The sequence below is a fragment of the Chengkuizengella marina genome (genome assembly GCF_009910845.1).
GTDB classification, from domain to species: Bacteria; Bacillota; Bacilli; order Paenibacillales; family KCTC-33759; genus Chengkuizengella; species Chengkuizengella marina.
Genome location: NZ_SIJB01000005.1, coordinates 1 through 14,663, shown reverse-complemented (window position 1 = coordinate 14,663; position 14,663 = coordinate 1). Strand labels below are relative to the sequence as shown.

Here is a 14,663-nt window from a genome sequence, read left to right as displayed (position 1 = left end):
CCTCTTTCTATTCCACGTCCTCAAGCTGCTGACGTTCGTACTGTTCTTTATACCAACCATCTTCTTTAATTAACTCTTCATGAGTTCCCTGCTGAACAATTTTTCCATGATCAAGAACTAATATGTTATCAGCATGTTGAACAGCAGATAAACGATGGGTTGATATTAGCGTTGTTTTCCCTTTTCTTTCTTTTTGTAAGTTGCCTATGATTTTTGCTTCTGTTTTTCCATCCACTGCTGAAAGTGCATCATCTAGAATTAGAATTTCTGGATTAGCGATAATCGCTCTCGCGATAGAAACCCGCTGCTTCTGTCCACCTGATAAAGCTACACCCTTTTCTCCTACTAAAGTTTTCAACCCATCAGGCAATGTATTCAAATCTTTCTTCAATGAAGCTAGATCCAGTGCTTTTTCAATGTCACGTTCACTAGCATTGCTTTTTCCAAATAAAATATTTTCCCGTACCGTTTTTGAAAATAGGATTTGCTCCTGAGGTACGTAACCTATCCATTTTCCTAAATCATGAAGTGCTATATCATCTATAGCTGTTCCAGAAATCTTAATTCTTCCTTCACCTAGTGGATATTCACGTAGCAGTTGTTTTAACAATGTGGTTTTACCACTGCCTGTTTTACCTACAATTCCTAATGTTTCTCCACGTCTAATAGAAAATGAAACATTTTTTAAATTGTCAAAAGTAGATGTTGGATATTTAAAAGTTACATCGTCAAAATGAATATCTTTTGCAGCAGCAACTTTTATCGTTTCTTCTTTATCTCTAATATCAGGGTCATAAGAAAGTGTTTCACTTACACGATCCAAAGAGGCATTTCCGCGTTGCATCACATTAATCAATTCACCGATCGCAAACATAGGCCAGATCATCATGCCAAGATAAATATTAAATGTAACAAGCTCTCCTAATGTAAGATCGTTATGAAATACAAGATAACTTCCGTATCCTAACCCAATTAAATAACTGCATCCAACTAATATTTTAATAGTCGGTTCAAACAATGAATCTACCTTTGCTACTGAAATATTTTTATTGTAAACGTCTGTTGTTGCATCAAAAAATCTCCCTTGATCTGCTTTTTCTTGCACATAAGCTCTAACAACACGTACACCTGCAATCGATTCGAGGACTTGGTCATTCATTTCACCGAATGAATTTTGGGCTTCAGTAAATCTCTCATGTAAAGCTTTCCCATATTTATTCATAGCCAAAGCCATAAGCGGTAATGGAATGATAGCTGCTAAAGTAAGCTTCCAACTAATCATAATCCCCATAGACAGTAAGATAACTGAAGCATATATTGATGAATCTACAAGCGTCAGAACCCCGAACCCAGCTGTCATAGAAATTGCCTTTAAATCATTTGTTGCTCTTGCCATTAAGTCCCCTGTTTTATTCTTTTCATAAAAAGTAGGTGTCATTTTTAAAAGGTGTTTCATAAGTCTAGAGCGTTTAGTACGTTCAACAAGAAAGGATCCGCCAAACAATTGATACATCCATACATAGGTAATTACATAAATAACTACAGCTAATCCACCCAGTATGAAAATAAACTCAAGCAATTTATTAAATGTTAGCGTACCATTCTGTATGTAATCAATGGAAACACCTAACATTTTTGGTGGAATGATTTCCAAAACTCCCACAAAAATAAGTAAAAATATGGCTATACTGTAACGAATCCAATGCTTTTTAAAAAACCAGCTTAATTTCACTAATACTGAAAACAAAGTTTTTCCCCCTTTCATAAACTGAAATAAAAAATACCGAACACATGTTTGTTTTTATATTATCATACAAACATTTTTTTTCAAGTTTTTTTCTAATAAACTTCACCTCCATTAAAAATATCAGTAATTTCCATATATTATCCGAGCTTCTTGAAAAACTAATAAAATATTTCTTTTGCTTTTATATTTAAAAGTTAAAATTTGCAAAAATAAATACTTCAGAAAACAAAAAAGGCAGTATCATTTAATGATAGTGCCTTTTTTTAGAAATTAAAAAGGCACAGATCAACTAGTGACCTGCACCATCGTTTATGTAATAAAATGGATTATTTTTTAAAATAAGTCCACCGATGGAGAGGTCTCTAAATCGATTTGGAATGTTCTAATATCAATTCTAAAGTCAAACTTTTGAAATAACATTGTCATGAAGTTCATTAAAAACCCTCCTTTTCTAAAAATTTCTTTATAACCTTAACATTGAAACAAGAATGTTGTCAATTCATTTTTTTAGACAGTCACAAATTTATACATAACGAATTATTTAAAAATAAGTAATATTATAATGGACATCAATGAAAAAACAACACCAACTAAATATAAAAAAGAAACCGTTTGAATTTGGGTAAGTCCCCATTTCATTAAACTATGATGTGTATGAAGATTGTCTGCTTTATGTAACCCTTTGTTTTGAATCATTCTTCTGATTAATACAAAAATCGTATCAAAAATAGGAACTCCGATTGCAAATACAGATACAACAATAGAAACCACTGTCGCACTTTTTAATGCTCCATCCAAAGAAAGAATGGCGAGTGCATAACCTAAAAAAATAGCACCAGCATCACCCATAAAAATTTTTGCCGGATAAAAATTATAAGCTAGAAAAGCTAAACAACAAGCTACAATTATGATTGCCATTATGGCTGATCCCTCTTGACCTTTTAACATTGAAACTACAAATAAAGTACAGGCCGATATTGTCACAATTCCCGTTGCTAATCCATCAACGCCATCAATAAAATTCACCATATTTGTAATGCAAAAAACCCAAAGGATCGTGACTATCCAACTAATCCAGCTGGGGAAAAATATCATCCCCTGACCCGTAAGATTTGTTATACCTTGAATTTCTAACCCATAATAAATTGGAATAGATGCTGCTAAAACATAGACAATAATTCTAGGTAATATGGGAAAATCTAATCCTTTTGTTTTATACCAATCGTCCATTAATCCTGTCAATAACAACATCGTACCTCCAATAAGCAATGTTAAAGTTCTTGGTGATAGCCCATCAAAAATCAACATAGAACATATACAACCGATATAAATAATCACACCTCCCATTAAAGGAATGGGAGTATGATGTATTTTCCTCTTACTGGGCTGATCCACAAACTTTATTTTCACTGCTGTATCTTTCATTACAGGCACTAGAGCATACACTGTTCCAAAAGCCACGATAAATGGGATTAGATAAAGTAAAATTACGATCACATCCTCTTACATGTCAATGATCGTTAGTTTTTCCGAAATTAACTTGCCTCATACGACCCTCAGTCCATAAATTTAATATAAATCACAAAATTCAATCATACATTTACAGAAGGCGTAGTGATCACGTTTTTTTAACAACAAATAACTATAATAATAAAAACAACCTAATCAACATTAAATGTTGATTAGGTTGTATACCCATTTTTAACCATTCAATTAAACAACTTGTGTAATATTACATAACTCATCCATGTTAATTTATAATTATTTTCTTGATTTTAGTCTAGTACAGTGCATTTTTTTAGATGCCATGTTAATATTAATGACATGTAAATTAGGGTTTAATATTTACATTATTTTTTTAAATTTGTTTCACTGCCCAATGGAAAACATTCCCTCAATTTTTCATTGGGCAAAAAATTAAAATTTTTATAAACAAAACTTTTAACTCCATTCAAGTTAAGCGATTACAATAATTCAAAAGTTGCCCCTTTCTTCATCCACTTTTATTTTAGTTCCTCATTTTTATTAAAATGGATGGTATTACCTTACCTTTCTCTGTTACTAAGTTGATTTCAAAAATGACCTTTTACAGATTAAAGAATGTATAGCCAATAATTCGTATGCAATGGAACTGCTTTTATCCATATAATCTTCTGTTTGCTCAACATCAATTTGTCTGTGTAACAAATAAAAAAGCTCTGATATATTTTGATGAATTTCAAAATTTTTCTCAGTATTTTTGTGTTCCCAATCAAAGTATATAGAGATATCAGACCAAGCTTTCATTAATATATCTTTATCGTTTGTATGCATACATCGATCTTCTGATGTTAGATACAACATATCGTATACATGATGATTAATTTTATCTAATAATTTCAACTTTGTCTGTATTCGTTTTAATATTTTATATTCTGTGTTTTTAAATCGATGATAGCGGTATTCTTCCTTCTGATATTCAATTAACTTAATCGTATGATCTAACCTTTTCTGTAGAGAAGTGAGTGAGTTTTCTAGTTCTTCTTGATTTCCTTTTTGATCCAATTGAAAAGAAATAATTTTATCAACCAAACTTTTAGTATCACTCATTAAATTTGTTTTGGCTTTCGTTATTTGCCCCATAAAATTAGGAGGAAGTACAAAAAAGTTTACGGCAACAGAGGTAATAATACCTACTGAAGTAGTGCCTACTCGAGTTAGAAAGCTGACAAGAAAATCATTTTCAGTTATAGCGATCATGTTTACGGCTGTTAGAGTAGCAACAATTATTGCATCATCCCAACGAAACTTATGGCATAGCAATATCGTAACGAATGCTGCTAAAGCATAAGAGATTGGGGTTTGACCTAAAGCAAAATCAAATATCATAGCAACACCAGCCCCCATTGCAGCAGCTGGTAGACGAATTTTCCCTTTTTGAATCGATGCATTCACTGTAGGTTCTATCGTTACGATTGCAGCAATGATTGCAAACAATACAGGCCAATTTAAAAATTCACAAATGGTTGCCGTTATAAAAACAGATAATCCAGTTTTAAAAATTCGTTTGCCAAGTAATAAAGCTAACCATTTTTTTACTTTATTCATGTCTAAATCCCTTCAATTTCTATTACTTTAATATACTAAGAAAATCACCTATCTGTGATTTTTACCTTATACAATCAAATGACTTGAAATATACTACAATAAAAAAGTAAGTATACTTTCATTCACTTTATTATATAAATTTACTACTTTTGTGACTATAGGTCTAGAAAAAAGAAAAAACCGTTTTTGAAAACGGCCTTTATTATGAAACTAAAAACCGCTCCATTATATTTGATTTATATTTTTTTATGGCTGACAACCTCTACATCTAATATTTAGTCTTTCAGTATCTTTCTTGCTTCTAACAATCGTTGCAATCCCGTAATCATTTCTACAATAAAAAATAGAAGTGTAATCCATATTAACCAATCATTTAATAAAATCATAAATGAAAATAAAATAAATCCTTCTGTACGTTCTGCTAATCCTGCTTGATAATAAAAAGATTTAATTCCTTTTTTTTCTGATAATGCCCCAACAGTCAAAAATACAGTCATTGAAAAAACAATCGATGCGGTTAATAACAATAAAACAAACTGAGCTTCTGGAAAAATGATAGCTAATCCTATGATCACAGATAACTCTACTATTCGATCAAAAGTAATATCCATGACCGTACCCCAAGCTGTTGTCTTTTTCTCCTCTCGTGCCATCGAGCCGTCAACTGCATCTAAAAAACCAGAAACCCAGAGTAAAATAACAGAGATAACAAAGAAATGAAAATATATAAAAATACCCGAACTAATCCCAATCATAAAAGCAATCCATGTGACTTGATTCGCTGTTAATCCTAAGTTTAAAAATGATTTAGCTGTTTGATTAATCACTGGTTGAACTATATGTCTTGCATGTGTATCTAACATTATAACTCCCTCCTCACACCTTATTTTGAACAGATTACACCTCAATCATCTGGTTTTATCATTGGGGGATAAAGTGTAGTTTTTTTATATTCAGCTGTAAGGTTACCTGATCATTCACCAAAGGTAAATCAGATTGATTTGTTTCTATTACATAAAGAGATTGTCCTTTTATATCTACTTTATAATGAACAAAACCGGAACGATAAGATACTTCCTTAATTCTACCCGTAAAACTCTGTATGTGTACATTATTAACAGTTTGATTTAGGTCATTAGGACACATTCGTTTGAATAACTCTGGGCGAATAATCAACCAGCCTTTAGTTTTATTCATAAGGTTATAACCAAGTGATACTTCAAAATACTTTCCTATAAATTTATTCTTTGAAACTACACCTTCAATCATATTCTTTGAACCTAAAAACTGAGCTACTTTAATATGATCTGGTTTTTCATAACAATTTTTAGGTGTCCCTACTTGCAAAAGCTTTCCTTCGTGCATGATGGCAAGTCGATCTGCTAGTTGAAAAGCTTCCTCCCTGTCATGGGTAACCATCAAGACTGTCACTTTAAACGTTTGATGAAGCTGTTTTACTAACTCTCTCATTTCTTGTCTTAAATCTGGATCTAATGCGCTAAATGGTTCATCTAAAAATAATACTTTGGGATTCATGATAATCGCTCTTGCTAAAGAAACTCTCTGCTGCTGTCCCCCACTTAATTCATAAGGATGTCTTAATTCATAACCAGATAAACCCACAGCTTGCAGCATATCTTTTGCTTTATCAAATCGCACTTTTTTATTTATTCCCTGCATTTTCAAACCAAAAGAAACATTATCTATCACCTTCAAATGAGGAAATAATAAAGGCTGTTGAAATACCATAGAAAACGGTCGTTTTTCTGGAGGAACATAGGTTAAATTTTTCTTTCCTAACAACACATTTCCTGAGTCAGGAAGAATTAATCCAGCAATACATTTAAGAAAGGTCGTTTTTCCACAACCTGATGGTCCTATAATTCCAAAAAACTCACCTTCCTGAATACTTAGGTTCATTGGGTATAATTGAAAAGAAGGATTTTTACTGGGATTTCCATTATGATTAAGGTACTTTTTTTCAACACGATGAATAACTAACTCTCCCATGATATCCTCCTAAATAAAAATAATTTAACCTATGAATGTAATACGAGCTTTATAATATCGTTTTAACAACGTGTTCATTGTCCACAGAGATAAGAGAGCAAGACCACTAAATATTATCATATACGCAGATCCTATTCCTATATCCCCTCCACTGATAAATGGAAATAAAATGATAGGAAGGGTAACAACATGACCCCCTCCTATAAGAAACGTAATTAGATACTGACTTAATGAAACAAGGATGGTCAGACTAGAACCTGCTACTATACCTGGGAGTATGTGTGGCAGTAAAATAAAACGAAGGCGATTAAATTTTCCTGCTCCTAACATACTTGCTTGCTCCTCCCATTGCAACCCTATCGTTTGATAACTAATGATTAATGCTCTTAACATATATGGCAAGGTAGGTGCGATATGAGCTATCATTACGCCAATAAGAGACTCTGTAAAGCCTAAATAAATGAAGGTAAGATGAATTCCCATCACTGTAATAAAAGGCGGTATAATTAATGGGGCATATAAAATACCTTCAATCAAAATTTTTCCTTTAAAATTCATTCTAGCGATGACGTTTGCTGCAGGTAAACAAAGAAGAATGTTTACAAAAGTTACCGTTATTGCAATGAATATACTGTTTCCAATCGCTTCCCACGTGCCAGCATAAGGTGAAAAAACATAATTCCAAGCCCTTAAACTGAACTGATCTGGTAAAATTTCAGGCCATCTCCACCCTGCAGAAAAACTTGTGATTATAAGGGGTATTATAGGAAAGGAAAACAAGATTAAAAAAAGAATCATAAGAAATTTCCATCCAACATTTTTTAGCCTTATTCCCATCCCCTCCTCTCACTTGATAACCAACGTTTGCTTAATAAATAGGATATGATTCCTAAAATTCCTGTTATAAATGCCAGAATAATATTTAATGCTAACGATTGCGAACGCTCTTCCCATCCTCCGTGCATAAATAATTCAAAAGAGTAAACAGGAAGCAGTTGTGGATAAGTCACCCCTAATAAATAAGGAATTTCAAAGGCTGAAAATGTAAATGCAAAGACAATAAATATAGACGACAACCAGGCCGGCAACACAAGTGGAAATGCAACATTTTTAAGAAATTTAATCATGTTTGAACCATATAACCTTGCAACTTCATACCATGATTTATGAACTCTTAACAAAACTGGATACACCATTAATGTAATAAAAGGGGCTTCTTTCCATGTATAGGTTAAAATGATGCCCCAACCAAAAGTATCATTCACAAGAATAGGAAACTGATAAATTTCTTCAATCCAACCTAATTGAAAGCTTATTCTAGACAGCCAACCACTCTGCATCAAAAGTAATAAAAATAAATAACCAGCAGCTAGATGCGGAATGACTAATGGATATTGAAATATACGATATAAAAATGGAAAACGATTAGTGTTATATGCTTTTAAAGATATTATAAATAAAATAAAAGCAATGATCATACCTAATAAAGCCGATAATAAAGTGGATAAAAAAGCAATTTTAAAAGTAAGGCTAAGAGATTGCCAAAAATCTATAGATTGAGCTAGCTCCTGATAAGCTTTGAAAGTAAACTGTGCATCATCATGAAAAATCGATACTCCCAGACTTTGAAGCACACCCTGCAAGATTCCACCAAAAAAAAATATAATCATAAAAAATACAGCTGGTAACACATATAAATATGGATTACCTTTTTGCCACATGTTCAAACCAGCCTTCCTCTAACCATTTCACATAATTTGCTGGTATTTCCGGAACTTTATATTTAGCTAATTCATCCGCTGGTAAAGTAGCTTTTCCTAGATCCAACAAGTGTAGTTGTTCTCTATCCTCATTAGATAGTTTGGAAGGATCTAGTGACATGCCTTCACCCCAATGTACTGGATCCATCTTTGCAAACTGTGCCTCAGGTGATAATAAATAATTAATAGCCACCATTGCCCCTGCTTGATGTTCAGCATTAAAAGGAATGGACAAATAATGTGTATTAGATAACGTTCCTCCTTCTAAAACAAAAGTACGTGTTGTTTCAGGAAAAACCCCTTTTTCAATTTGACTAGATGCCTTTCCAGGATCATAAGCCATCGTCATCCAAACTTCTCCATTGCTATAAAGCTGATCTAACTTGGCTAAACTCTCAGGATAGGTTTCTCCACCTCGCCATAAATTAGGTTCAATTTCATTTAAATAATCCCATAAAGGAATGAAGTCCAATTCCTCTTCATTTGCAGCATTTAAATACTGTTCGTATCCACCTGTAGTTTCATATAATGCTTGCCTTATAAATGCACTTCCCGTAAAATCTGGAGGTGCAGGATACGTAAACTTACCTGGATTTTGTTTGATCCATTCTCCAAGCTCTTTTATTGATTTCGGAGGTTGTGTTATTTTTGCCTCATCATAGATAAAAACAAATTGTGCTTTGCCCCACGGGACTTCCATTCCTTCTGTATGTTCACCAAAATCGTATTGAATGTCGGGAGCATTGATGTCTACATATTGCCTTACATTGGGTAACTGAGAAGCAAATGATCCCCATAACAACCCATTGTCTTTAGCTAATTTAAAATTCTCACCATTTATCCAAATGATATCTACAGTCCCATCTTTTTTATTAACAGATTTTTCATTTTGAAGTTTATTAATCACATCTTTTGTATCTGTAATTGCAACGCGATTTAAAGTAACTCCTGTTTCTTCTTTCAATCTAGGTGCAATAAATTCATCTATATAACGGTTATAACGGTCATCACCGCCCCACATATGAAAATTAACCGTTTGATCCTTAGCCTCTTTTAAAATCGTCTCCCAGTTTGTTTCTAGCAGGTTTAAAGAGATGTCTTCTTCTGCTTGTTCTTGTTGAACACCACATCCTGCTATTAAGATTGAAATAGTAAGAATTAAACATGCAAAGTTTATTTTATTCAAAATAACATCCCCCTAATAAATTCCTTAGATATTCGTATTAGATATACTTTTTCTTTTTTTTGCCCACTTATATACAGTTGGAACGAGCATTAATATTAACACTAACGTAATTGCAATATAAAATTGTGATGAAAAATTATGAAATGAAGCCCCCAAATAATTGTAAGCAAAAGCCCCGGGTAGAATACCAATGAGAGTAGCCAGTGCATAGTCTCTAAGTCTTACTTTTGTTAGTCCTGCTCCATAATTTATCACATCAAAAGGAATCAACGGTACTAATCGAACAAATAAAATGGTTCTAAATCCTTTTTCCTCTGAAATATCATCCATCTTTTTCAATTTATCACCTAACCAACGTTCTACTGTTTCTCTCCCCAAACTTCTTGCAATGATAAAAGCTAAACAAGCTCCAAGTGTTGCGCCAATTAAATCATATAATGTTCCCCACCACGGACCGAACGTATAACCGCCTGATAAAGTTAATACGATAGCAGGAAAAAAAATTAAAGGTCTAACCGTATAAAGAAATATATATAATAACGGTCCCCATACTCCAAAAGATAAAATAAAATCCCTAATATTTTCTGGCGTAAATCGACGTAAGTCAAAGACAAATAAAATGGTCACTCCAACAGCAATAAATACTACGAATAATAATAACTTTTTGACTGCACGATTTTGCATATTTTTTAACCTCCTCTCACCTAAACCATTTCACATACTTTTTTAAAATATTAGTGATTGAGCTTGAAACCAGCTTTTCTCTCCAATATAAATCCGCCGTTCTTTGAACACCCCCAACATGTGTCGGATATGCATGAATGACATTGGATATAGAGCCTATTTTATGCCCATACTGTTTTGCAAAAACAACCTCTTGCATGAAATCCCCTGCACCTGGACCCACTGCATGAGCTCCTAAAATCATTCCTTTTTTATCAGTAATGATTTTGATTAAACCATTAGTTTCATGATCGGATACAAAACGGTCTACATCATCTAAAGGTGTTTTATATACTTTAATTTCTTTTCCTTTGTTTGTGGCTTCTTCCTCAGTTAGTCCTAAATGGAATAATTCAGGGTCTGTATAAGTAACCCAAGGAAGATTAGAATAATTAGCATTCCTCTTCAAACCAAATACAGCATTGGAAACGACTAATTTTCCTTCGTAACCAGCTTTATGAGTAAAAGGATAATATCCATTGACGTCTCCAATAGCGTAAATATGAGGTACATTCGTCTGTAATTTTTGATTTACTGTAATAAAACCACGATTTGAGCGAATACCCGCATTTTCGAGCTCTAATTTATCAGTATTTGGAACACGACCAGAAGCCAATAAAATCTCTTCAAATAACAGAGTTTTTTGCTGATTGTTTTGTTCAATGATGACTTGTTTTCCAGAGTCCATGTTTTCTGCTTTTAGAACTTTTGCACCAGTAATGAATTCAACTCCGTCTTTTTTTAATGATCCAATGACATAAGGTACAAGCTCTGAATCTTCTTTGCCTAAAATAGAAGTTCCCATTTCAACTACGGTTACCTTAGTTCCAAACCTAGAAAACGATTGTGCAAATTCCAATCCGATAGGACCTCCACCAACAACGATTAGCGATTTAGGTTGTTTTTCTAGTTGAAGAGCCGTTTCATTGGTTAAGAATCCAGTTTCTTTAATCCCCTCTATCGGTGGAATCATAGGTCTCGATCCTGTTGCTATAACAATACGTTTACCTCGTATTGTTGTTTGTCCGTCTATACGGATTTCGTTGGCATTTTTAAATGATGCTCCACCGTGATATACATCAATCCCCATGTCAATAAAACGCTGATCATCATCATGTTTTTGAATTGTTGCAATAGATTGATTTAAACGCTCTTTTGCCACTTTAAAATTTGGATAACCATGAACTTCCAAGTCAAATATATTGGCTTTTTTTGCTGTATGCAAAATTTTAGCTGATTGTATCAAAGATTTTGTAGGTACACACCCAGTCCATAAACAATCTCCACCTAATGAACCTTTATCGATTAAAGCTACTTTTGCCCCAAAATTTGCACCACCTGCAGCTGCAGTTAAACCACCTGCCCCGCCTCCAATGACAATTAAATCATATTGTTTCATATATTTTCACACCTTTTCCCGCAAAGGATATTTTCGTTCCTTAAAGTGAATATAACAATTAATTATTACATTTATCTGTAATATAAATTACATCCACATTAATTATGTATGAATTTAAATCACTTGTCCAAAAAATCAAAGGAAATCTTTAAGAGTGAGGAGTAAAATATTAAAGGAGAAAATAAAAAAATCACCTATCGGTGAGTTTTGTTCGGATGGTGCGCGTGAAGGGAGTCGAACCCCCACGTCGTAAGACGCTAGATCCTAAGTCTAGTGCGTCTGCCAATTCCGCCACACGCGCATATTATGAAATTGCTGCTCACAATTATGATTGCTAGTTGATGTTATCATATTTTTAAGCCAAGTGTCAACTAACTGGTTAACATTTCAATATTGATTTAGTTAAAATGTATCAATTCAGATATAATTTCGTTATAAAATATCATTCATGTACATTTTATCTTCTTCAGTTGGTTGTAATATAGGAAGATCATCCACTGATTTATTTTCTATTAAAACTTGATTATCCTTATATATAGATAATAAATTCCTTATAAACATACTAAAATTTTTCCGTTCACTAGTGCACCATTCGTAAAGTTCTTTTTGTTTTTCATTTTCCATATTGAAATAAACTGTTTTTCTTTTATAACTCATGATTCAACCGATTTTCCTATGCGATAGTAACCAATTGCATTCGCATATAAAGGATTTTGTAATGTTTTTACATTGGGGAAGTATGGTTGTAACAGACTTGTTAACTCCCGTGCACACCCACCAACTACCCATATTTCATCGTAATCTCCCCATTTTTTACTTACTTCTCCTGCTATTCGATTTGCAAGTTCCTTATGATTGTTAGATTTATTCGTGCCAAATCCAAAAGGAAGTGATCCAGATTCACGATCAACATAACGTCGATTAAACATTGTTACATAATTAATGGTTTTACTGCCTCCATCAATAACTCGAATTAAACCGTCTTTAGGTGACGACCAAAAAGCTGCTCCACCTTCTACAGCTACTTTCACATTAGAGATATGGAAATTCCTCTTAATCCCGTTTACTTCAATTTCCCAATAACCAATTAATAAATCCTGTAATTCTTTTTTATTTGAATCATTATGTTGTGCTACAGGTAGCCCTGTGACAACTGTGATATTTTCGGATAATGCAGCTTTATGAACAGATATTAATGCTAACAAACGTGCGTCATCATGAGATTTATTCTCTGTCATCATATGTCTATAAAAATCTGATTCGTTTTGCGCCAGCGCGCCTACAAAAAACCTCTCCTCATTGTACTTGCACTCAATTGCGTTTTCTCCATAATCTGTTATTAATTTACGTTCTCTCCATTCTCCAATAATAGCAGGAAAATGAAATATTTTAGAACCTGTATATGATTTAACATAACTTCTTCCTATATCTAACCCAATAACTCCGCTCATCAATTCCCCTCCCTTGCACATAAACATAAATATGTTACATACATATAATAGATATTTATGTACGACGGATTGGTCAACATGCTATTTTATTGACTGACAAAACAGAGCTCCAATCTTGTTTATTAATAAAATAAAAAAACTTCCAAATAGGAAGTTGATTTAAAATAAATTAAATGGTGAGCCATGAAGGATTCGAACCTTCGACACCCTGATTAAAAGTCAGGTGCTCTACCAACTGAGCTAATGGCTCTCAAAATGGTGGAGGATGATGGATTCGAACCACCGAACCCGATGGGAACAGATTTACAGTCTGCTGCGTTTGGCCACTTCGCTAATCCTCCACAAGTTAATATTCAATTTGAAATGGTGGCTCGAGACAGAATCGAACTGCCGACACGAGGATTTTCAGTCCTCTGCTCTACCGACTGAGCTATCGAGCCTTACTATATACCCGAATAATTGAGGTTGATCAATGGCGGAGCTGACGGGATGCTCTTACTTCATGCGAGACTACGATGTAATCCTTTCGAAGTTTATGCTCCGACGAACCCTTTTGGGTTCATTATCCCTTTTTATGATTGTAATGGCGGAGCTGACGGGATTCGAACCCGCGATCTCCTGCGTGACAGGCAGGCATGTTAGGCCTCTACACCACAGCTCCTAATTTTAAAATGGTGCCGTCGAGAGGACTTGAACCCCCAACCTACTGATTACAAGTCAGTTGCTCTACCAGTTGAGCTACAACGGCGTATGGTGGACGCTGACGGGATCGAACCGCCGACCCTCTGCTTGTAAGGCAGATGCTCTCCCAGCTGAGCTAAGCGTCCTTATCTTTTTGACAAGACTTTTACTATATTATCATGGTCTGTCCACTTTATCAAGTACTTTTTTGGTGGCGGTGGAGGGGATCGAACCCCCGACCTCACGGGTATGAACCGTACGCTCTAGCCAGCTGAGCTACACCGCCCTATTAATATTTTGATCTGGCGGAGAGAGTGGGATTCGAACCCACGCACGCATTACACGACTACTCCCTTAGCAGAGGAGCCCCTTATAGCCACTTGGGTATCTCTCCAATAAGTCAAATCAATGATCTCAGGTATTATTCCCTGAAAACTAGATGCGAAACAAAGATTAGTTATGGAATGTTTTCCCTACTCAGTGTTATGAACCCTATTAGTTATGGGTCGTCGGAAAGTAATCGGTCGATCATAAACTGCCACTTCATGTGACAATTCCGACACCAGTTCATCCATGAACTGGGAATCACTACGATGTACTCCACTTTTTGGGGTATATA

12 protein-coding genes and 9 tRNA genes are annotated in these 14,663 nt (G+C 34.2%); all 21 read right to left on the bottom strand.

What is annotated here, in order from left to right; all coding sequences use genetic code 11:
* Positions 1–7 precede the first annotated feature (7 nt).
* The 21 genes from ERL59_RS01680 to ERL59_RS01580 all read right to left on the bottom strand — a co-directional run bounded on the left by ERL59_RS01680 (position 8) and on the right by ERL59_RS01580 (position 14,438).
* Complete coding sequence (locus ERL59_RS01680) at positions 8–1,747, bottom strand: ABC transporter ATP-binding protein (protein WP_160643844.1); 1,740 nt, start codon at positions 1,745–1,747, stop codon at positions 8–10.
* A gap of 537 nt (positions 1,748–2,284) precedes the next feature.
* Positions 2,285–3,244 (bottom strand): MraY family glycosyltransferase, encoded by a 960-nt coding sequence (locus ERL59_RS01675; RefSeq protein ID WP_328699884.1) that lies wholly within the window; start codon positions 3,242–3,244, stop codon positions 2,285–2,287.
* A gap of 564 nt (positions 3,245–3,808) precedes the next feature.
* Complete coding sequence (locus ERL59_RS01670) at positions 3,809–4,834, bottom strand: FUSC family protein (RefSeq protein ID WP_160643842.1); 1,026 nt, start codon at positions 4,832–4,834, stop codon at positions 3,809–3,811.
* A 275-nt stretch (positions 4,835–5,109) separates the two neighbouring features.
* Positions 5,110–5,697 (bottom strand): CDP-alcohol phosphatidyltransferase family protein, encoded by a 588-nt coding sequence (locus ERL59_RS01665; RefSeq protein WP_160643840.1) that lies wholly within the window; start codon positions 5,695–5,697, stop codon positions 5,110–5,112.
* A gap of 58 nt (positions 5,698–5,755) precedes the next feature.
* Entirely contained in the window at positions 5,756–6,844 is a 1,089-nt protein-coding gene (locus ERL59_RS01660; protein ID WP_160643838.1) for an ABC transporter ATP-binding protein, read from the bottom strand.
* 24 nt (positions 6,845–6,868) lie between these two features.
* Positions 6,869–7,681 carry an ABC transporter permease gene (locus ERL59_RS01655; protein WP_160643836.1) on the bottom strand — a complete coding sequence of 271 codons (813 nt, stop codon included), beginning with the start codon at positions 7,679–7,681 and terminating at the stop codon, positions 6,869–6,871.
* Complete coding sequence (locus tag ERL59_RS01650; RefSeq protein WP_160644037.1) at positions 7,672–8,565, bottom strand: ABC transporter permease; 894 nt, start codon at positions 8,563–8,565, stop codon at positions 7,672–7,674. The genes ERL59_RS01655 and ERL59_RS01650 overlap by 10 nt, the downstream gene beginning before the upstream one ends.
* Positions 8,549–9,790: an ABC transporter substrate-binding protein gene (locus ERL59_RS01645; protein ID WP_201763448.1), complete on the bottom strand. Its 1,242-nt coding sequence runs from the start codon at positions 9,788–9,790 to the stop codon at positions 8,549–8,551. The genes ERL59_RS01650 and ERL59_RS01645 overlap by 17 nt, the downstream gene beginning before the upstream one ends.
* 24 nt (positions 9,791–9,814) lie before the next feature.
* Positions 9,815–10,474, bottom strand: a complete 660-nt coding sequence (locus tag ERL59_RS01640) for a TVP38/TMEM64 family protein (RefSeq protein ID WP_160643834.1) — start codon at positions 10,472–10,474, stop codon at positions 9,815–9,817.
* A gap of 16 nt (positions 10,475–10,490) precedes the next feature.
* On the bottom strand, positions 10,491–11,912 hold the full coding sequence (locus ERL59_RS01635) for a dihydrolipoyl dehydrogenase family protein (RefSeq protein WP_160643832.1): 1,422 nt from the start codon (positions 11,910–11,912) through the stop codon (positions 10,491–10,493).
* 216 nt (positions 11,913–12,128) lie between these two features.
* Positions 12,129–12,213, bottom strand: a tRNA-Leu gene (locus tag ERL59_RS01630).
* 131 nt (positions 12,214–12,344) lie between these two features.
* Positions 12,345–12,569 (bottom strand): hypothetical protein, encoded by a 225-nt coding sequence (locus tag ERL59_RS01625; protein WP_160643830.1) that lies wholly within the window; start codon positions 12,567–12,569, stop codon positions 12,345–12,347.
* The gene (locus tag ERL59_RS01620) at positions 12,566–13,363 is read right to left on the bottom strand and encodes a ParM/StbA family protein (RefSeq protein WP_160643828.1); all 798 of its coding nucleotides are present in this window, start codon (positions 13,361–13,363) and stop codon (positions 12,566–12,568) included. The genes ERL59_RS01625 and ERL59_RS01620 overlap by 4 nt, the downstream gene beginning before the upstream one ends.
* 174 nt (positions 13,364–13,537) lie before the next feature.
* Positions 13,538–13,613: transfer RNA gene (locus ERL59_RS01615), tRNA-Lys, on the bottom strand.
* 6 nt (positions 13,614–13,619) lie between these two features.
* Positions 13,620–13,704 (bottom strand) — tRNA-Tyr (locus tag ERL59_RS01610).
* A 23-nt stretch (positions 13,705–13,727) separates the two neighbouring features.
* A tRNA-Phe gene (locus tag ERL59_RS01605) sits at positions 13,728–13,803 on the bottom strand.
* A 144-nt stretch (positions 13,804–13,947) separates the two neighbouring features.
* Positions 13,948–14,024: transfer RNA gene (locus ERL59_RS01600), tRNA-Asp, on the bottom strand.
* Positions 14,025–14,035: 11 nt separating this feature from the next.
* Positions 14,036–14,111: transfer RNA gene (locus tag ERL59_RS01595), tRNA-Thr, on the bottom strand.
* 3 nt (positions 14,112–14,114) lie between these two features.
* Positions 14,115–14,190, bottom strand: a tRNA-Val gene (locus ERL59_RS01590).
* 63 nt (positions 14,191–14,253) lie between these two features.
* Positions 14,254–14,330, bottom strand: a tRNA-Met gene (locus tag ERL59_RS01585).
* A 17-nt stretch (positions 14,331–14,347) separates the two neighbouring features.
* Positions 14,348–14,438: transfer RNA gene (locus ERL59_RS01580), tRNA-Ser, on the bottom strand.
* Positions 14,439–14,663 lie beyond the last annotated feature (225 nt).